The sequence below is a fragment of the Flavobacterium sp. genome, from assembly GCF_028712645.1.
Taxonomy (GTDB): domain Bacteria; phylum Bacteroidota; class Bacteroidia; order Flavobacteriales; family Flavobacteriaceae; genus Flavobacterium.
The window spans coordinates 1-20,214 of record NZ_JAQTPQ010000031.1; the positions used below are offsets into that span (position 1 = coordinate 1).

At 32.7% G+C, this 20,214-nt stretch carries 20 protein-coding genes; 4 read left to right on the forward strand and 16 right to left on the reverse strand.

Annotation, left to right across the window (positions count from 1 at the left end; all coding sequences use genetic code 11):
* The 8 genes from PHC28_RS03965 to trmD all read right to left on the reverse strand — a co-directional run.
* On the reverse strand, positions 1 to 868 hold an 868-nt coding region (locus PHC28_RS03965), incomplete at its 3' end, for a TonB-dependent receptor plug domain-containing protein (protein WP_300096688.1).
* Between the two features lie 211 nt (positions 869 to 1,079).
* Positions 1,080 to 2,054 (reverse strand): 23S rRNA (adenine(1618)-N(6))-methyltransferase RlmF, encoded by a 975-nt coding sequence (gene rlmF / locus PHC28_RS03970; protein WP_300096689.1) that lies wholly within the window; start codon positions 2,052 to 2,054, stop codon positions 1,080 to 1,082.
* 101 nt (positions 2,055 to 2,155) lie between these two features.
* Positions 2,156 to 2,818 carry a thiamine diphosphokinase gene (locus PHC28_RS03975; protein ID WP_300096690.1) on the reverse strand — a complete coding sequence of 221 codons (663 nt, stop codon included), beginning with the start codon at positions 2,816 to 2,818 and terminating at the stop codon, positions 2,156 to 2,158.
* Between the two features lie 113 nt (positions 2,819 to 2,931).
* A complete protein-coding gene (locus PHC28_RS03980) occupies positions 2,932 to 3,753 on the reverse strand; it encodes a DUF4249 domain-containing protein (protein ID WP_300096691.1) in 822 nt (273 codons plus the stop codon).
* Between the two features lie 4 nt (positions 3,754 to 3,757).
* Positions 3,758 to 6,139 (reverse strand): TonB-dependent receptor, encoded by a 2,382-nt coding sequence (locus tag PHC28_RS03985; protein ID WP_300096692.1) that lies wholly within the window; start codon positions 6,137 to 6,139, stop codon positions 3,758 to 3,760.
* Between the two features lie 138 nt (positions 6,140 to 6,277).
* The gene (locus PHC28_RS03990) at positions 6,278 to 8,500 is read right to left on the reverse strand and encodes an NADP-dependent isocitrate dehydrogenase (RefSeq protein WP_300096693.1); all 2,223 of its coding nucleotides are present in this window, start codon (positions 8,498 to 8,500) and stop codon (positions 6,278 to 6,280) included.
* A gap of 285 nt (positions 8,501 to 8,785) precedes the next feature.
* On the reverse strand, positions 8,786 to 9,136 hold the full coding sequence (gene rplS, locus PHC28_RS03995) for a 50S ribosomal protein L19 (RefSeq protein ID WP_300096694.1): 351 nt from the start codon (positions 9,134 to 9,136) through the stop codon (positions 8,786 to 8,788).
* Positions 9,137 to 9,289: 153 nt separating this feature from the next.
* The gene (gene trmD, locus PHC28_RS04000) at positions 9,290 to 9,976 is read right to left on the reverse strand and encodes a tRNA (guanosine(37)-N1)-methyltransferase TrmD (RefSeq protein ID WP_300096695.1); all 687 of its coding nucleotides are present in this window, start codon (positions 9,974 to 9,976) and stop codon (positions 9,290 to 9,292) included.
* 118 nt (positions 9,977 to 10,094) lie between these two features.
* On the opposite strand from trmD, the gene PHC28_RS04005 reads away from it, so the two are divergent.
* The gene (locus PHC28_RS04005; protein ID WP_300096696.1) at positions 10,095 to 11,027 is read left to right on the forward strand and encodes a peptidylprolyl isomerase; all 933 of its coding nucleotides are present in this window, start codon (positions 10,095 to 10,097) and stop codon (positions 11,025 to 11,027) included.
* 178 nt (positions 11,028 to 11,205) lie between these two features.
* On the opposite strand, the gene PHC28_RS04010 is transcribed toward PHC28_RS04005, so the two are convergent.
* Positions 11,206 to 11,763: a thioredoxin family protein gene (locus PHC28_RS04010; RefSeq protein WP_300096697.1), complete on the reverse strand. Its 558-nt coding sequence runs from the start codon at positions 11,761 to 11,763 to the stop codon at positions 11,206 to 11,208.
* 102 nt (positions 11,764 to 11,865) lie between these two features.
* Here PHC28_RS04010 and PHC28_RS04015 point away from each other — a divergent pair, with 102 nt between their 5' ends.
* The gene (locus PHC28_RS04015; RefSeq protein WP_300096698.1) at positions 11,866 to 12,201 is read left to right on the forward strand and encodes a tRNA-binding protein; all 336 of its coding nucleotides are present in this window, start codon (positions 11,866 to 11,868) and stop codon (positions 12,199 to 12,201) included.
* 73 nt (positions 12,202 to 12,274) lie between these two features.
* On the opposite strand, the gene PHC28_RS04020 is transcribed toward PHC28_RS04015, so the two are convergent.
* Together PHC28_RS04020 and PHC28_RS04025 are read right to left on the reverse strand one after the other, a co-directional pair.
* Positions 12,275 to 12,652 (reverse strand): PUR family DNA/RNA-binding protein, encoded by a 378-nt coding sequence (locus PHC28_RS04020; RefSeq protein ID WP_300096699.1) that lies wholly within the window; start codon positions 12,650 to 12,652, stop codon positions 12,275 to 12,277.
* Between the two features lie 70 nt (positions 12,653 to 12,722).
* Positions 12,723 to 14,483, reverse strand: a complete 1,761-nt coding sequence (locus tag PHC28_RS04025) for an ABC transporter ATP-binding protein (protein ID WP_300096700.1) — start codon at positions 14,481 to 14,483, stop codon at positions 12,723 to 12,725.
* 156 nt (positions 14,484 to 14,639) lie between these two features.
* Here PHC28_RS04025 and nusB point away from each other — a divergent pair, with 156 nt between their 5' ends.
* Together nusB and yajC are read left to right on the forward strand one after the other, a co-directional pair.
* Positions 14,640 to 15,551 carry a transcription antitermination factor NusB gene (gene nusB, locus PHC28_RS04030; RefSeq protein WP_300096701.1) on the forward strand — a complete coding sequence of 304 codons (912 nt, stop codon included), beginning with the start codon at positions 14,640 to 14,642 and terminating at the stop codon, positions 15,549 to 15,551.
* Positions 15,552 to 15,583: 32 nt separating this feature from the next.
* The gene (gene yajC / locus PHC28_RS04035; protein ID WP_300096702.1) at positions 15,584 to 15,868 is read left to right on the forward strand and encodes a preprotein translocase subunit YajC; all 285 of its coding nucleotides are present in this window, start codon (positions 15,584 to 15,586) and stop codon (positions 15,866 to 15,868) included.
* Positions 15,869 to 15,951: 83 nt separating this feature from the next.
* Here yajC and PHC28_RS04040 read toward each other — a convergent pair whose 3' ends face one another.
* The 5 genes from PHC28_RS04040 to PHC28_RS04060 all read right to left on the reverse strand — a co-directional run.
* Positions 15,952 to 16,380 (reverse strand): hypothetical protein, encoded by a 429-nt coding sequence (locus PHC28_RS04040; RefSeq protein ID WP_300096703.1) that lies wholly within the window; start codon positions 16,378 to 16,380, stop codon positions 15,952 to 15,954.
* A gap of 342 nt (positions 16,381 to 16,722) precedes the next feature.
* Entirely contained in the window at positions 16,723 to 17,964 is a 1,242-nt protein-coding gene (gene pepT / locus PHC28_RS04045) for a peptidase T (RefSeq protein ID WP_300096704.1), read from the reverse strand.
* A gap of 115 nt (positions 17,965 to 18,079) precedes the next feature.
* On the reverse strand, positions 18,080 to 18,607 hold the full coding sequence (hemG, locus tag PHC28_RS04050) for a menaquinone-dependent protoporphyrinogen IX dehydrogenase (protein WP_300096705.1): 528 nt from the start codon (positions 18,605 to 18,607) through the stop codon (positions 18,080 to 18,082).
* Positions 18,608 to 18,692: 85 nt separating this feature from the next.
* Positions 18,693 to 19,436 (reverse strand): SUMF1/EgtB/PvdO family nonheme iron enzyme, encoded by a 744-nt coding sequence (locus PHC28_RS04055; RefSeq protein ID WP_300096706.1) that lies wholly within the window; start codon positions 19,434 to 19,436, stop codon positions 18,693 to 18,695.
* 367 nt (positions 19,437 to 19,803) lie between these two features.
* The coding region (locus PHC28_RS04060) for an inner membrane CreD family protein (protein WP_300096707.1) at positions 19,804 to 20,214 on the reverse strand (411 nt) is incomplete at its 5' end.

Consider the following 20,214-nt stretch of genomic DNA (forward strand, 5'->3'; position numbering starts at 1 on the left):
TAATAAAACTTTTTTCTTTCCCAAGACCAGTTCCATAATTCAAATCTAGTTGAACATTGTTACCGTCATGCCCACCTCTATGGTCGTTTGCATTTTTAGAATAATTACTTCCTCCAAAAAGAGCAATGTCAAGTTTGTTGGTGTTTTTCTTTACGCTAACGTTGATTACACCTGCAATAGCATCAGAACCATATTGCGCTGAAGCACCATCTCTCAATACTTCAATTTTTTCAACAGCAAATGCAGGAATTGCATTCATATCTGTTCCTACAGATCCTCTTCCTGGAGTTCCGTTTATGTTTACCAATGATGAAGTGTGTCTTCTTTTTCCGTTTACCAAAACCAATACTTGATCTGGTCCTAAACCTCTTAATTGAGCAGGGTCAATGTGGTCTGTTCCATCAGCAACTGTTTGCGTGTTTGATGTAAACGATGGTGCAACCATATTTAAAATTTGGTTTAAGTTTACCTGAGGCCCTTGTGAAGCAATAGTCTTCATGTTAATGACGTCAATTGGCACAGCAGACTCAGTAACTGTTCTACCAGGAGTACGTGAACCAATTACTACAACGTCTTGAAGCACTTCGCCACTTCCTGCTAGGGTTACATTTACTGTACTTCCTTTTACTATAACAGATTTTGTTTCAAAGCCTATAAAAGAGACGAGTAAAACATCTCCGATTTTTGCATTGATAGTAAATTTTCCATCAAAATCAGCCGAGGCTCCATTTTGGGTTCCTTTCACATTGATGGATGCACCTGCTAGGGGTGTTTTTGTTTCATCAGTAACGACACCAGAAACTTTAATTTCTTGGGCAGTAATACTTGCCGTGAAAATTAAAGAAAGGATAAAAAATAATTTTTTCATTTTTTGGTTGTTTAAAGTTAGTTTGGCGAAACTACAAATTTAGTAACGATTTCTTGTAAAAATTATCAAATAAAACAAAAAAATTGTAAATTGTTATTATTTTATCACTGTTTTTTTATAAACGGTAATTTAATCACACTTATTTTATAGATGTTCATAATGTCTTGTGTGTAATTTTAATTTGATTACTGTCAAGTAAACTTTTTTAATTCTAAAAATTCCAACTCTTTTGTTGAGATTCCGTCTGAAAAGTCCAAGCTAAGATTCGACTTGTTTTTTGTCCTTGAGCCATATCGATGGTTTTTACTTCAACAACATTTACTTTATTTAAGGTTTTGTATAAACTGGACAAATTTTCTTTTTTGGAAACCAAAGTAGTAAACCAAAGACATTGCATTGGAAATTTGGCACTTTCGAAAATCATTTGGGTTATAAAACCTAATTCACCACCATCGCACCATAGTTCCGCATTTTGTCCTCCAAAATTTAGAATTGGTTCTTTAGTTCGGGTATCTTTTAAGTTATTCACTTTTCTGATGGAAGATTTTGTAGCTTCCTCTTGCGATGAATGAAAAGGGGGATTGCAGATTGTTAATGCAAATCGATCTTCGGGAGTAATAATATTTTTGAAAATAAAACGAGATTCTGTTTGGAGTTGTAGGCATATTGCATCCATCAATTTCGGGTTATTCTCAATAATTTTTTTGCAATTTTGAATGGATTTTTCATCAATTTCAGTTCCCACAAAGGACCAACCATAGACTGAATTTCCTAATATTGGATAAATACAATTGGCACCAATACCAATGTCAAGAACTTGTACGTTTTCGCCTTCTGGAATTATTCCGTTGTTATTTGAAGCCAATAAATCAGCGATGTAATGAATATAATCTACTCGTCCAGGAATTGGAGGGCAAAGATAATTTTCTGGAATATCCCAATTTTGGATGTCGTAATAAGCAATTAATAATGCTTTATTGAGTGCCTTTACAGCTTTGGGATTACTGAAATCAATAGTTTGCTTTGCCAGTTCGCTATCACTCGAGCCAATAGAATGCTCATTAATTGCTACAAAGTTTTTAAGTTCAGGGCAATTTGCAATTAATTGTTCAAAATTATATCCTAATCGATGTAGATTTCGTGGATGTAAATTAGTTTTTTCGGTAATCTTTTTTGGTTTTTCCATTTCGGTGCAAAGATAGTTGTAAAATGAGAACTTTAAATTTCAGAGTTCAGATTTCTGTGCAAAAAAATCTAAAATCTGCAATCTAAAATCTGCAATTATTCCTAATCCCAACATTCCATCAATAATAAATCGCCACCTTCATGTTCTATACTCACTAATCCATCTTCGGAAACGTGATTACTACTTCCGGTTCTATAACCAATGGTTAATGTATCGTTTTTTAATGGATAAAATAAGTTTTTAGAATGAATTCCTGTAACGTTTCCAATAGGAATTAGAGATATTGGAGTGTTTGCAGGATACCACTTTTCGAATTTTTTTGGCAATAAAAATATTTTTGAATGGTCGTCGAGTACGACAATTTTTAATAAATCCCGATATTGAGTGATATTTGTAATATTTGTGATAGTATGATCGGCACGTTTTCCAGTTGCCCAAACCACATTTACAGCCGGAATTTTTCTTTCTATTAAATAATCGAATGCTTTCTCTAAATCGGTTTTATTTTGGTCTGGCGTGTGAATGATTTCTAGTGGATATTGTTTTTCCTTGTAATAATTGGGGTCAAATCCTCGGTCGAAATCACCTAGTAAAACATCGACTTTTATGCCTAATTCTAAAACCCTATCCATCGCTGAGTCGAGAACAATTACTAAAGGAGACCATTCGAGTAATTGTCCTAACAATTCAATATTGCAAGAAGCACCGTTGGCAATAATTAAAGCTGGTTCTTGGTCGTCGCGAACGATGTGGTGTGAAGACATTTGATTTTTGATTTTAGAATATAGAATAAAAAAAAATTAGCTGGATTTTCTGTAAATGTATGAAAAATCTAAAATCTAAAATTTGCAATTTGCAATCTCCAAGGAATGCTTTCTTATTGTACTATGTAATTTTGGGTATCCACTTCACTTAGAGAAAAATAGCCCAAGGCATAATTATCAAAGTTTGTAGTATTTATTATGTTTCCTCTAACGGTTGCTGGCGGAGATTGAAACGGACTTCCGTTGCTATTTCCCGCAATACTCACTATAACATTCATATAGTTATAATAGGATTTTGAAATTCCATAATGACTTACTTGTATCGTGTCTGAAGCTTTTAAATCATTATTTTGGGAAATGCTAAAGAATTCGTTTCCTTGATAAAACTTGTCTTCATCAACATAATAATTTGATTTTATTTGGTTCGAATATCTGTATTTGAACAAATAAAAATTACCTTCATCTGAAGGGTCATTGAAATAAGTTTTGATTTCAATGGTTTTTCCATCAAATCCTCCTTCGTTGTTTTGAATGATTTTTGTGATAGGAGCTACCGCCTTGAGACTTTCGGTAGCTGTGTAAGTTTGTCCGTTGCTAATGATGGTTAAAATATAGGTTTCGTCGATTTTAGGAATAAAATTGCTGCAAGCATATTCACCTGAATTTGGTTTTTCGACAAAATTAAAAATGACATTGGAGCTGTTTTCGATAAATACTGTGGCTCCAGAAACTATCGGTATTATGTTGCTATAGTAATCTGTTGTCGTTGTTAGTTTTATTTTTTGAATATTTCCAGCAGTTCCTTTAAACCAGTTTATAGATGCTTCAATAACCAGTTTTGGAGGGGCGGTGTTCAAATTTACATTGACAACATCCTCACAACTATTGATGAAAATAGCTATAAGAATCACTAAAAACAGAGTCGCTTTTTTCATTTTCTTAAAATTTAAAATTATAACTAACCGCTGGAACCATCCCGAAAATCGAGGTTTTTACGGCTTCATTTTCTCCTGTGTTGGCATTTTGTCTAAAATTGATTGAAGCGGCATTTTTTCGATTATAAACATTATAAATGCTAAAAACCCATTCGCTTTTCCACTTCCTTTCTTCATTTTTATGAGACGTCAAAGTCGCCGAAAGATCTAGGTGATGATAAGCGGGAAGTCGGTTTTTATTTCTTAAATCGTAACTTGGTATGGCAATTCCTATATATTCGTATTGACCGTTAGGGTAGGTTACAGGTTGACCCGTTTGGAAAATGAAATTGGATCCAAAAGACCATTTTCTATTCAAATTATAGGAGCCTGTAATGGCAATATTATGTGTTTTATCATAAACTGAATTGTACCAGTTTCCATTGTTGATTCCAGTTTCAATAGGATTTCTTCCAGGAGTCTTTTGTTCTGATTTGGATAAAGTATAGGAAATCCAGCCATTCAATTTTCCTTCATTTTTCCGAAACATAATTTCTAAGCCATAAGAACGTAATTGACCGTTTAAAATAACTTGCTCGATGGCATTGTTAGCAATCAAATTAGCACCATCAATATAATCCAATCGATTTTGTACTTCTTTATAATAGGTTTCTACTTCAAGTGAATATAAGTTTTCATTGAAATTTCTGAAATATCCTAGCGCCACTTGGTCAGCAATTTGAGGTTTGATGTAAGTGTCACTTGGTGTCCAAACATCTAATGGAGTAGGAGAGGAAGTGTTCGAAATTAATTGTAAATACTGAACCATCCGATTATAACTTGCTTTTAACGACTGGTTTCCATTGAGTTCATATCCAATAGAAAATCGAGGTTCTAGGTTGCCATAGCTTTTTATTACTTTGTTTTTGTCGGAGAATTTAGTTTCAATGGGAGTTGCTTTTTCATAAATCTGCATATCGGGATTGAAAATTACAGGATTATTATCGGTATAAATATTTACTGTCGATTGACCAATTCGATAAAACAAACTGTATCGAAGTCCGTAAGAAAGTGATAATTTTTTTGAAATTTCCTGTTCAGAATTGATATATAAAGCAGGTTCGAATGCGTATTTTTTATCTAATTGTTGAAAATTAATACCTGAATCCGAATTTGATGGTCGAATTACTCCAGGATTAAAATCATAATAAATAGCATTTGCACCATAATTCAATTTGAATTTATCGGAAATGTAATTTTTGAAATCATATTTGATATTGTAATTCCGAATCCCCGAATCCCATTTGAAACCTACAAAATCCAAGTCTAAACCGTAATAATAATCACTATAAACTAAGGATAAGTTTGAGAATAATTTATCAGAAAATAAATGATTCCATCTCAAATTCAGGGTTGAATTTCCAAAGATATTAGTGAAACTTTTGTTCAATGAGAATACGTCTCTACCAAAATATCCCGACAAGTACAAGTTGTTGTTTGGGTTGAGTTTGTAGCTTAATTTGGTATTCAAATCATAAAAATAGGCTGTATTTTTCTTTTGTTTTTCGGATAATTTTAAAAATAAATGGGCATACGAAGAACGGCCACCAATAAGGAAAGAACCTTTGTCTTTTACAATAGGCCCTTCGGCTAAAAGTCTGCTTGAAATTAATCCAATTCCTCCGTTAACGTGAAATTCTTTGCTACTGCCATCCTTTTGATAAATATCCAAAACAGAAGAAGCTCTTCCTCCAAAACGCGCTGGAATTCCTCCTTTATATAATTTTAAGTCTTTGATAGCATCAGGATTAGATACGGAGAATAACCCAAAAACATGGGAAGAATTGAAAATCGTAGCTTCATCCAGTAAGATTAAATTTTGGTCTGCACCGCCACCGCGAACATTGAAACCTGATGCTCCTTCGCCAGCATTTGTGACTCCAGGAAGTAATAAAATAGATTTCAAAACATCGACTTCTCCTAAGACGACAGGCATTTTTTTTATGGTAGAAATAGAGAGTTTATTCACACTCATTTCTGGTTTTCGAATTAGAGTTGCATTTTTATTATTAACAACTATGACTTCTTTTAAAACGGTTTCATTGCCAATGAGTTTATAATTGTTTTTTATGTTTTTGTCCAAATTTATTGTTTCTTCAATGGTTTGATAGCCCAAGGAAGTGATTTGAACTTTATAAATTCCTTTTGGAAGTGTAAGGGAATAAAATCCATATTCATTTGTGGGAATCCCTGTTTTTAATTCAAAAATAGAAATATTTACACCAATAAGGGTTTCGTTGCTATTGGCATCAGAGATGGTTCCGCTTAATGTAAATTTTTCTTGAGAAAAAGAGTATAAACTAAATAATAAAACAAGAAATAATGGAACAATTTTCTTTGAAATCATTGATGAAATATTGAAGTTACAAATTTCGCTAATTTAAATCTAAATTGTGAGTTATCAAGTAGTAAAGTGTCGTAAATATAAAAAAGACGACTGTTTCCAGTCGTCTTTTTAAAAGTAGTATTCAATTATAAAAATTGATTATGCGATTTTTGCCAATATAGCATTAAAGGTTTCGCTTGGTCGCATTACTTTGCTTACTAATTCAGGATTAGGCTGGTAATAACCACCAATATTTTGTGGTTTACCTTGTGCTCCAATTAATTCAGCATTAATTTTAGCTTCATTCTCATTAAATGCAGTTGCAATTGGAGAGAAGATAGCTTTTAATTCAGCATTTTTATTTTGTTTTGAAAGTGCTTCAGCCCAATACATTGCTATATAAAAATGCGAACCACGATTGTCAATTTCCCCCACTTTTCGTGCTGGAGATCTATTATTTTCCAAGAATTTTTCAGTAGCTACATCAAGTGCTTCGGCTAAAATTATCGCTTTTGAATTGTTTAAAGTTTGGCCTAAATGTTCTAATGAAGCTCCCAAAGCAAGAAATTCACCTAATGAATCCCAACGCAAATAACCTTCTTGTAAAAATTGTTCCACATGTTTTGGGGCTGATCCACCTGCGCCTGTTTCAAATAAACCTCCACCATTCATCAAAGGAACTATAGATAGCATTTTAGCTGAAGTTCCAACCTCAAGGATTGGGAATAAGTCGGTTAAATAATCACGCAATACATTTCCTGTTACAGAAATGGTGTCTAAACCTTTAATGATTCTTTCAAGTGTGAAGTTGGTAGCATCAATAGGATTAAGGATTTGAATATCCAAACCCGTTGTATCGTAATCTTTTAAATATTTTTTTACTTTTTCAGTTATTTCTCTATCATGTGCCCTGTTTTCATCCAACCAAAATACGGCAGGAGTATTGGATAAACGTGCTCTGTTTACGGCTAATTTTACCCAATCTTGAATTGGTGCATCTTTGGCTTGACACATTCTGAAGATGTCTTTTGCTTCAACAACTTGTTCCATCAATATGTTTCCATTTGTATCAACAACACGAACAACTCCGTCTGATTTTATTTGGAATGTTTTATCATGAGAACCATATTCTTCTGCTTTTTGTGCCATCAAACCTACGTTTGGTACACTTCCCATAGTTGTTGGATCGAAAGCACCATGTTTTTTGCAAAAATCGATAGTAGCTGAATAAACTCCAGCGTAACATCTGTCAGGTATAATTGCAATAGTGTCTTGTCGTTTTCCTTCTTTGTTATACATTTGTCCCGAAGTACGAATCATAGCAGGCATAGAAGCATCTACAATTACGTCAGATGGAACTTGTAGATTAGTAATTCCTTTTTCTGAATTTACCATCGCTAAATCGGGTCCGTTTTCAATGGCTTGGTCAATTGCAGCTTTTACTTCGGCTTCCATTGGATTTTCAGCAATTTTAGCATATACATCGCCTAAGCCATTTCGTGTGTCAACTGCTAATTCATTGAATAAAGTAGCATATTTTTCGAAAACCGCAGCAAAGTAAACCTCTACAATTGCACTAAAAATAATTGGATCTGATACTTTCATCATCGTAGCTTTCAGGTGAACTGAAAGTAGTACGTTTAATTTTTTTGCTTCTGCAATTGTTTTGGAAACAAAACTTTTCAAAGCATTTAAGTTCATTACAGAACTGTCAATTATTTCACCTGATTTTAAAGGAGTGCTCGCTTTCAAAACTGTAGTTGAACCATCTTTGCCTATGAATTCGATTTTTACATCTGTGGCATCGGCAACGGTGATTGATTTTTCACTTCCGTAAAAATCACCACTTTCCATAGAAGCTACTTGTGTTTTTGAGTCAGCAGACCAAGCTCCCATTGAATGTGGGTTTGCTTTAGCAAAGTTTTTAACTGCTTTTGGCGCTCTACGATCAGAGTTTCCTTCACGTAAAACTGGATTTACGGCAGAGCCTAAAATTTTAGAATATTTGGCTTTGATAGCTGTTTCCTCGTCATTTTTTGGTTCTTCAGGGAAATTGGGCAATGCATAACCGTGAGATTGTAATTCTGCAATAGCCGTTTTTAATTGTGGCACTGATGCAGAAACATTGGGTAATTTTATGATATTTGCTTCAGGTGTAGTAGCTAAATTACCAAGTTCTAATAAAGCGTCACCTGTCTTTTGATCTTCCTTCAAAAACTCTGGAAAGTTGGCTAAAATTCTTCCAACAATAGAAATGTCTCTTGGTTCAATTTCAATATCGGAAGTTGCGGTAAAAGCTTGAACAATTGGTAAAAAAGAATAAGTGGCTAATAATGGCGCTTCATCTGTAAGCGTGTAAAAAATCTTTGATTTCGTTGACATTTTAATAAAAATTATTTTAAATATTTATTTGGGTTACAAATGTAATAAAAACGTTTTCGTAATTTGGAATACTTACTAAATATGTTTTGTCAAGTTTGAAAAATTATTGAATTATTACTATTTTATTTTCTTATAACGAATTGTTGAAAAAAGGAGGCTTTTTTCATCAAAATTAAAAAAGTAAAACCTTGAGTAAAAAACAGTTGGTTTTTATAAAAAAGCGATGTTATAGACAAAAAAAAACTCCCGAAATTTTCGGGAGTTTTACAACAAAAAGATAGTTGATTATCTTCTTTTATCTCTAATCTTGGCTTTTTTACCAGTAAGTTCTCTGAAGTAGAAAATTCTAGCTCTACGAACTGCACCTTTTTTGTTGATTTCAACTTTTTGTAAAGCTGGCAAGTTTACTGGGAAGATACGCTCAACTCCAATTGCTCCTGACATTTTACGAATAGTAAAAGTTTCTGTGTTTCCAGAACCTCTTCTTTGAATAACAACACCTTTAAAAAACTGTGTTCTTGTTTTTTCACCCTCTTTAATTTCATAGAAAACTGTGATTGTGTCTCCAGCTCCAAATTCAGGGAAATCTTTTCTTGTTACAAATTCGTCTTGAACGAATTTCATTAAATCTGCCATTTTATTTTTTATTATGGTTTCAAAAAGAGCAACATTCACGGTTTTCGCCAGAGGTTGGTCTAATGTGGGCGCAAAAGTAAAAAATAATTATGACACGAACAAGATTAATAATTATTAATTTTGAGAACTGGCGAAGCAATTATGAATTATGAATTATGAATTATTTTCTTCTAACAAATCCGGTCTTCTATTCTTTGTGTGTTCATAAGCCATATCTTCGCGCCATTTGTCAATTTTAGCGAAATTTCCGCTGGTTAAAATTTCGGGAACTTTCCACCCTTTGTAATCGGCAGGTCTTGTGTATATTGGTCCCGAAAGTAAATTATCCTGAAAACTATCCGTCAAGGCTGAGGTCTCATCGCTTAAAACTCCTGGAATTAATCGAATTAAACTGTCGCATAAAACTAGAGCTCCTAATTCTCCACCACTCAAAACATAATCGCCAATCGAAATTTCTTTGGTAATAAAATGGTCACGAACCCGCTGATCGACACCTTTATAATGACCACAAAGAATGATGATATTCTCATACATCGACATCGTATTTGCCATTTTCTGGTTCAGGGTTTCTCCGTCAGGCGACATATAAATGATTTCGTCGTAGGTTCTTTCGCTTTTCAAATGCGTAATACAATCATCAATAGGTTGAATGTTCATTACCATTCCAGCACCGCCACCATAAGGATAATCATCAACGCTTTTTTGTTTGTTAGTCGTATAATCACGTAAATTATGAATATGAACTTCAACAATTCCTTTGTCAATAGCACGTTTCATCATCGAAGCCTCAAACGGACTTCGTAGTAATTCAGGTAAAACGGTAATAATATCAATGCGCATAATTGAGTTTCTAGGTTGCAAAGGTACAAAGTTTTGGAGTTTGAAAAGTTCAAGATTTTCATATTTTCAAATTCTCTATTTAATTCGTAAATTTGTACCTCAATAAAAAACAATAAAAATGGAAAACGGAATATACGCTAAATTCAACACCGCAAAAGGATCGATTTTAGTAAAACTAACACACGATTTAACTCCAGGAACTGTAGGGAATTTTGTAGCTCTTGCAGAAGGAAATATGGAAAATAAAGTAAAACCTCAAGGAGTTAAATTCTACGATGGATTAAATTTTCATAGAGTGATTCCTAATTTTATGATTCAAGGAGGTTGTCCTCTTGGAACAGGAACTGGCGATCCAGGTTATAAATTTGATGATGAATTTCACCAAGATTTGCGTCACGATGCGCCAGGTGTTTTGTCTATGGCAAACTCAGGTCCAGGTTCAAACGGTTCTCAATTTTTCATCACACACGTGGCAACACCTTGGTTGGATGACAAACACACAATTTTTGGAAATGTAATTGAAGGTCAAGATGTAGTTGATGCAATTGCTCAAGGCGATAAATTAGATTCAGTTGAAATCATTAGAGTGGGCGAAGAAGCTCAAAAATGGAATGCTATCGAAGCTTTTGTTGGTTTGAAAGGCACTCGTCTAAAACGTGCTGCTGCTTTAAAAGCAGAAACAGAAGCGAAAATGGAAAAATTGGCCGCTGGTTTCGAAAAAACAGAAAGCGGTTTGCGTTACCAATTCATCCAAAAAGGAGACGGAAAACAAGCAGAAGCTGGAAAAACAGTTTCAGTTCACTATGAAGGTTCATTAGAAAACGGAAAAGTTTTTGACTCTTCTTATCCAAGAAAAAAACCAATCGAATTCAAATTAGGAATTGGTCAAGTTATTGAAGGTTGGGACGAAGGGATTGCCTTATTGAAAGTAGGAGACAAAGCTCGTTTTGTTATTCCGTCAGATTTAGGATATGGACCTGCTGGAGCTGGAGGAGTAATTCCACCAAACGCTACATTGATTTTCGACGTAGAATTAATGGACGTAAAGTAGTTTACGACTTACGAAATTAGAAATACGAAGTTTTAATTTTGTGACAAATAACAGAAATCCCAAAGCGAGAGTTTTGGGATTTTTTATGCTCGTTTTTTGTCATTCCGAGGCACGAGGAATCTCATAACGAGGAGCAACAAATGTGATTTCTCCCTTTGGTCGAAATGACAAATAGTTATTACTTCCACTTAATATTACAACCCAAACTTGGTTTTTGATTAGGATTGATAATGCGATTATAAATCACTCCGTCAATAGCACCACGCAAATCATTTCCGCTTAACGGGATTCCGTTTCCTGGTCGGCTGTCATCAAGTTGACCGCGATAAACTAATTTATCTTGTTTGTCAAATAAAAAGAAATCAGGAGTGCAAGCTGCATTATAAGCTTTTGCCACTTGCTGCGTTTCATCATATAAATAGGGAAATTCAAAATTATTTTCGAAAGCAAATTCGGTCATTAAATCTGGTGAGTCTTCTTTATAATTCACTACATCATTACTTGAAATTGCTGCAACTCCAAGGCCTTGTATACGATAATCATTTGCAATTCTAATCACTTCATCAATTACGTGATGCACAAACGGACAGTGATTACAGATAAACATCACTAGAGTTCCCTTTTCTCCTTTTATATCTGAAAATGAAAAATAACTGTTGTCAGAATTCGTGTCTTTTAAATAGAATTCTGGAGCAAAAGTTCCTAGTGCTAACATATTAGATGGAGTTCTTGACATAAGATTAGTTTAATAATTTTAAAGTTTAAAGGTAACGAAAAAGTATTGTTTTAAATTGAAAACTGTAAATTTGGAAAGTAAAATTATTATTTTAAACAAACAATGAATTTAAATTGGACAGAATTCGAAAAAGTCGAAATGCGAGTGGGAACTATTCTTGAGGTTAATGATTTTCCCGAAGCCAGAAAACCCGCTTACCAACTCACGATTGATTTTGGCTTCAATATTGGTATTCGAAAAACTTCGGCACAAATCACCAAGCGCTACAAAAAGGAAGAATTGGTAAACCGACAAATTATTGCCGTGGTCAATTTTCCAAAAAAGCAAATTGGGAAATTTATGAGCGAATGTCTGGTGCTCGGCGCAGTGGGTGAGGAAGGGGATGTGATTTTACTAGCACCAGATTTTCCTATTGAAAATGGGTTAAGGATTGGATAAAAAAAATCCGAAAATCTTTCGACTTTCGGAAATTTCCAATTTTGGTTAGTTATTCTTGGTTTTTGTATTAAATTTAAATATCGTCAAATTCAATATTTGTAAATGCAGACGATTGAGGTATTTCTTCTTCAGAATTTTCAGAAGCATACTCTTTTTTGAAATCTTTTTGGTGTCTTTCAGAGATTACTTCTTCGCCTTTGTGGTTCAAAACGTAGGAAGTCATTTCGTCAAGAATTTCAGCGAAAGCTGAAAAATCTTCTTTGTATAAATAAATTTTGTGTTTTTTGAAATGAAAAGAACCATCTGCCTCTGTAAATTTCTTGCTTTCGGTAATGGTAATATAGTAATCATCCGCTTTTGTAGCTCTTACATCAAAGAAATATGTTCTTCTTCCGGCTCGTAAAACTTTAGAAAATATCTCTTCTTTTTCTAACATATCATTTTCTCTCATAATCCTTCTGTCAATTTTGTGTTGTTAAGCAGAAACCAAAAATCTAAAAAATAGTTGTATTACGCAACAATTATTGCAATTCTTTTTCAGAAAGTTGTTTTGTGTATAAGGCAGCATAATAGCCGTCTCTGTTTATCAATTGATTATGAGTGCCTTGCTCAATAATTTTTCCTTCGTCAAGGACTATAATTCTATCAGCATTTTTTGCTGAGGAAACTCTGTGACTTACAATAATTGCAGTTTTATCTTTGCAAATTTCCTGTAAGTTATTCAAAATTGCTTCTTCAGTTTCAGTGTCAATCGCTGATAAGCAATCGTCGAAAAGTAATATTTTTGGATTTTTGATGATTGCTCTTGCTATCGAAACGCGTTGTTTTTGTCCGCCGGAAAGCGTGATTCCTCTTTCGCCAAGAATGGTGTCATATTGTTTATTAAAACCAATAATATTAGTATGAACTTCGGCACTTTTTGATGCTGAACAAACTTCCTCATCTGTGGCATCGTCTTTACCAAACTTGATATTGTTTTTGATAGAATCCGAAAACAAAAAGGCATCTTGTGGTACAATTCCAATGCTGTTTCGCAAATCGAATAAGTTAATGGTGCTAATTTCATTTCCATCAATTGTGATTCGACCTTCGGAAACATCATATAAACGAGAAATTAGTGAAATGATAGTTGATTTTCCTGAACCAGTTTTTCCTAAGATGGCTAAAGTTTCTCCTTGATGAACCTTAAAATTCACATCGTTTAATGCTGTTATATTGGTGTCTTCATAAGTATAACTCACGTTTTCGAATGAAATAGCACCTTCAATTATTGATTTTTCTGGATTCTTATTTTGTATTTCTGGTTCAATTTTCAGGAATTCATTAATCCTTTTTTGGGATGCTTCGGCTTCTTGAACCATTGAAGAAACCCAACCTAATGAAGCTACTGGCCAAGTAAGCATATTGACATACAAGATAAATTCAGCTATGGTTCCAATGCTTTTTATCGTTCCGTCTATGTACATTAATCCTCCAAAATAGATGACAATCAAGTTGCTTATTCCAATAAGTGCAATCATTAATGGGCCAAATAAAGCCTGAATTTTTGCCAAATTCAAACTCTTACTCTTGCTTTCATTAGCCAATTCAATTAAATTATTTTGATGTTGTTCTTCTAACGAATAGGCTTTTATCACTCGAATTCCTGAAAATATTTCTTGAGTAAAACTGGAAACTTTGGATAAATATTGTTGGAAAATTGTACTTCTTTTATTGATTTCTGAGCTTATTCTAAAAATGGCATAAGACAAAATAGGCAAAGGGAGTAAGGTGTAAAAAGTAAGTCGTGGCGATACGTTGAACATATATATAATCACGATGGCAAATCGAATAAATGTATTTATAGAGTACATTACGGCTGGTCCTACATACATTCTTACCTTGGAAACATCCTCGCTTATACGATTCATCAAATCTCCAGTTCGGTTTTTTTTGTAGAAATTTTGAGAAAGATTTTCGTATTGTCTGAAAACTTCATTTTTTAAATCAAACTCAATATGGCGTGACATTACAATAAGAGTTTGTCGCATTAAGAAGGAAAGAAACCCAGCAATAATTGTCGTGGCAATTATTAGTAAAATATTCGAAATTAGTTCCTGTTGAATAACGGATTTGGAGATTTCGCCATCTTTGGTAAAGCTTTCAATTATTTTAAATGATTTACTAATTAATTTTGGTGTAAATAAAGAAAATATTTGGGCAATAATGGTTATGATGATACCCAGTAAAAAACTGAATTTATATTTGGCGAAATATTTATTTAAATAACGTAATTCTTTCATAGCAATTTAATGGTCTTAAGAAATTCAAAGGTAAGATGAAATTCAGATATTTTTCAAGTTTAATTCTATTTTAAAAAATGAAATTCTTATTTTTGCCAACTAATTAATAAAAGTTCTTACAAGGTGGTAAATAGAAGACATATTCGCGTTAAGGTTATGCAATCCATATATGCGATGCATCAAAATGGGTCAGATGATTTGGAAAAAGAAGAGAAATTCCTTTTTTACAGCATAGACGCCATTCAGGATTTATACCTTATAATGCTTTCCTCATTGATAGAAATTTGTAAACAAGAAACCATTTTTTTACATAAATCTAGCCAAAAACATCTTGCAACTCCGCAAGAGCGCAAGCCAAATGAAAAGTTTATAAAAAACAGTATTTTTCAAATCCTTGCCGAAAATAATTCGTTAAGTATTGCATTGGAAAACCGTAAAATCAACAATTGGACGTTAAACGACGATTATATTTTATTGTTATTGAATGATATTAAGCAAAGCAAATTGTACGCTAAATATATGAGCAATGCAGTTAATACATTCGAGGAAGATAAGGAATTTATTGTTGATTTATTTCAGGAAGTTATTGTTCCCAATGAGAAATTATACGACTATTTAGAAGACAATAAGTTAACTTGGGTTGATGATATTCCAGTAGTAAACACTGAAATTATCAAGCAATTAAAAGCTATAAAACCTATTGAAGGAGGTAATTTTAGAGTTCCAAAATTATTCAAAGACAACGAAGATAAAGATTTTGTCAAGGATTTATACAGGAAAACAGTCTTGAATGAATCAGAATTGGCAAAAGAATATATTGATAAAACACCCAATTGGGACAGCGAGAGAATTGCCGAAATTGACACCATTATTCTTAAAATGGCAATTTGTGAATTCTTGAAATTTCCTTCAATACCTGTAAAAGTAACTTTGAATGAATATTTAGAATTGGCCAAAGAATATTCTACGCCAAAAAGCAGTATTTTTATCAACGGAATTTTAGACAATTTAGTAAAAGAACTACAAGCCAGCAATAAAATTATTAAAGCTGGTCGTGGATTAATGTAAATACAATTTATAAACAAAAAAAGATTAGAATTATGGAAGGTTTAGGACAATTAGGGCAGTTTGCACCGTTTTTATTAATGTTTGTGGTTATCTATTTCTTTATGATTAGACCACAACAAAAAAGAGCCAAACAAGAAAAAGCTTTTGAAAGTGCTTTGAAAGTAGGCGATAAAGTTATTACAAAAAGTGGGCTTCACGGAAAAGTTTCCGAGCTTTCAGATACTACTGTTGTAATCGAAACAATGGCTGGAAAACTAAAAATGGAGCGTTCTGCAATTTCTATGGAAATGAGTGCTACTTTGAACAAAAAGGCATAATTCTTTGCCTCATAAAATAACAAAAGCCCTAATTCTTTTATAAGAATTAGGGCTTTTGTTATTTTCTAAAAATAGAAAAATTATTATTTCTTGCTTTTATTTTTCTTGTTTTTCTTAGCTTTTTTTGACTTAGCTTTTGCTTTTTTTTCTTTCGCTTTCGCTTTCGCTTTTACTTTTGCTTTTTTAGCTTTATCCTTTTTAGCTTTTTTAGCCTTAGCTTTAGCTTTTTCTTTCGCCTTAGCTTTTTTTGCTTTCTCTTTTTCTTTCATCTTGTTGGTTTTCTTTTTCTTGTCTTTTTTATCTTTTTTCTCAATTGTAAAAGTTATTTCTTCTAAAATTATTTCCTCGATAACTGCTTCTTCTTGATTTTCTTCAGCTACGGGAATTTCAACGGTTGGCTCAATTTCTTTGATTGTTTTGCTTGCCCTTGGTTTTCTAGGTTTTGGAGTGGCAACTTTCTTAACCGTTTCTGGGGTTGTTTTACTTGCTGTTTCCCCTTTGTTTTCTTCCATAATTATGTATTTTTTTAAGATGAATATTCGAATGTAAATAAATGATTAATAAATCATTATCAAATATAGTCATTAAAACAACTCGCCAATGTTAAGGTTTTCCTTAATTAATTGTCAAAAAAAAACCATCATTTTGATGGCTTTTTAATAATTAGATTAAATTTTAATTATTATGACTATCCGTTACTTATACCAATTTTGAAAATGGCACACGGATGACACGGATTTAAATCAATAAAAACGGATTTTGATATTTATATCAGCAAAAATCCGTCTAATCTGATCTGTGTCATCCGTGTGCTTTGTTGAGTTATTAGTCCGCTTAGCGGACAGTCATATTAATTATTTAGTAATGGCAGTCAATTCGGCGATTTTTATAATTACGTCAACTGCTTTTTGCATACTTTCAACAGGTACATATTCGTATTTTCCGTGAAAATTGTGGCCTCCAGCAAAAATATTGGGGCAAGGCAAACCTTTATACGATAATTGACAACCATCAGTTCCACCACGAATAGGTTTTATGATGGGTTTAATTCCCAAATCTTTCATCGCTTTTTCGGCAATATCTACAATGTGTTTTACGGGTAAAACCTTTTCTTTCATATTGTAATATTGGTCTTTTACCTCGGCTACAACAATGTCTTCTCCGAATTGTTTGGCATATTTCTTATTGATTTTCTTAGCTATTTTAGCAATCAATTCTTTTCGTTTTGTGAATTTTTTCTTGTTGTGATCACGAATAATAAGTTCCAAAATCGTTTCTTCAATGCTTCCAGTTAAATTATGAACGTGGAAAAAACCTTCATAACATTTTGTTTCTTGTGGAGTTTCGCCTTTAGGTAATTCGTTGATGAAATCATTGGCGATAAGCATTGAATTAATCATTTTTCCTTTGGCATAACCCGGATGAACGCTTTTTCCTTTGAAAGTTATTTTGGCTCCAGCCGCATTAAAATTTTCGTATTCTAATTCGCCCACTTGACTTCCGTCCATAGTGTAAGCCCAATCGCAGCTAAATTTTTCTACATCAAAATGATGCGCTCCACGACCAATTTCTTCATCTGGTGTGAACCCAACTCTTATTTTTCCGTGTTTGATTTCTGGATTTTTTATCAAAAATTCCATTGCAGTCATAATTTCGGTAATTCCAGCTTTATCATCGGCACCAAGAAGTGTTGTTCCGTCAGTTGTAATTAAAGTTTGACCTTTGTATTGCAATAAATCCTTGAAATATTTTGGAGATAAAATGATATTTTGTTCGGCATTTAATACAATGTCTTTACCATCATAATTCGGAATAATTTGAGGTTTTACATTTGCTCCCGTGAAATCTGGCGTGGTGTCAAAGTGCGAAATAAATCCAATTGTGGGAACCTCGTGGTCAACATTTGATGGTAAAGTTGCCATTATATAAGCATTCTTGTCGATGGTTACTTCTTGCATTCCAATTGTCTTCAGTTCATCAACTAATTTATTGGCTAAGTCCCATTGTTTTTTTGTGCTTGGAGTAGTTTTTGAACTAGAATCGGATTCGGTGTCAATTATGACGTAACTAATGAAGCGGTCTATTATATTTTGCATTTTGTCTTTGTTTTATGCAAATATAATCAATTTTTTAGGAGTGAATTCAGTGAAATTTACAACTGAAATCTAGAATTTCTGAATGGAAGATTGTTGCAAAATAGTTTCTAAATTTTTACATATTGTTTAGCAAAACTGCAAATTCCTTGACTTTGTCCCAATCAGTGTATTCAATTTTGGTTTTCGAATTCGTTGGCCCTTTTGTCATCCACATTATCAATTGAATCATCAATTTATCAAAAAAAGGATATTTCTGATAATCGAGTTTTCCTGCAAAAACGGCTGATTTATTGGGAATCCAATTAATTGTTTCGAGGAATTTTATAAAATAAGGATTCGTTTCTGGTGTTGCTTTTTCTGGTTTTCTTGCTACAAGATTGACCGAAAAAAAAGCATTTTGGGTGTTGTCTAATTCTGCTTTGTGGTTGTTTATGAATTCAATTATTTTTGCATTGTGTTTTCCGTAACGAATGCTGGAACCAATGATAAACTTGTCATAATCTGCTATTTTCTTGTCGAAATCATCAATAGAGTACAATTCTACCGTGTTGCCTTTTTTTACTAAAACTTCTTTGATAACATTACATATTTTCAGAGTTTGTCCATCAACTGTGGAGTATAGAATTCCGATTTTAGTTTTCATATTGTTGAGTTATTGGGGGTTGAGTTAAATAATGATTTTATTGTTCATATTTCGTATACATCAAAACCTTAGTTGTTAACAATAGTTATTCTGTTATTTCACAGATACATCTAAATGAAGAATAATTATTTTTTTCTCTATAAATATTTTCATTATTTGTTAACTCTGATAGATTTAGTAAATAAAATTTCTGCTTTACTTTTTCAATTTCCATTTTAAGCGGAGATTCTTTTTTTGAAATTTTAAGTAGTCCAATATTTTTAAAGTACTCTTCAGCGATTTCAAATTCTTGTTTTGTCGCTAGTCTATAAAGAATTTTATTTGGATATTTTTTCCTTTCTTGAATTGTTTTTGATTCAAACGCCAATAGCAATTGAACCATATCGGTTCTCCATAAACAGAATAGTTCGGCTTGTTCTTTAGTAATATTTAGAACGGGATTGTGGCTATATTTTGGGTGATTGAAATAGTAATTAGAATTAATTATCTTTGTAATTGAAAAATTTATATCATGTTTAATTTTACTATAAAAAGATTTTTTTTCAATAGAATCCAATGATAAATTCATTATTGACAAATCAATACCATAATTTGGTAATTTTTTAATTGAATTATGTAATCTCAAATTCCATCCGCCTAAGACTTTATTTTCAAATTCAAGATACATAACATTAGTTATAGGAGTTTTATCAATATAAAGACTGCCATTTAATTTTATAGTGCCAGGCGGAGTATAAATTTTAGATTTAATATTTGTTCCTGTCTTATTCTGTGAATAAATATTAAAAAAAGTAAAAATAAAGAGTATATTGATAAATAGTTTTTTCATAATTATTGCTAACTTTTAGATACTCGTTATAAACTAGTGCCAATCCCCCAAAATTAGGTTGGCTTTGCGCTAAAAAATAGCTTTTATTTATTTTACTAAAGTAAGGATAAATTATTACAAACTGCAATTTGACTGAAATAAATAATAAGTCATACAAATTAAGGGTTGAATCTATAACTTTGTTGGTTTTCAACGCAGACCTAACAGGTTTTTAAAACCTGTTAGGTCTAATCCGAAGAATATCAGTATTTTATTCTAACCCTTGATTCGCATTAGTTATTATTTGACAATAATTGTTCAATCGATATAAAAATAAAGAACTCCAAACCATTACGTTTGGAGTTCTTTTCTTTATTTTCTAGAGGAATTATGAATTCCCGTTACTCCAATCTATCTTTCTGGAAAAATACATCACGGCGGCAAGAATGACAAATAATCCGATGCTTCCCACTATCAAAGCATAGTTTTCGAGTTGGATAATTACGTACAGAAAGGTGTATAAAGATCCAAGCGAAGCTGCAATAAACATCGGGAATTTTTTGTTTTTTAAGATAGAAACCGAGTACAGCGTTATCAATGTAATCACGGAAATTCCTGCAATGACGTAGGCTTTCATAAAACTACTGTGTTCGGTAATCGAAATCAGCAAGGGGTAGAACATAATCAACGCCAATCCAATCATCGAATATTGAAAAATATGAATCTTGATTTTGCTTATCGATTGGATCAAAAAGAAGATCAGGAAAGTCAAGCCAATGACCAAGAAACCGTATTTAGA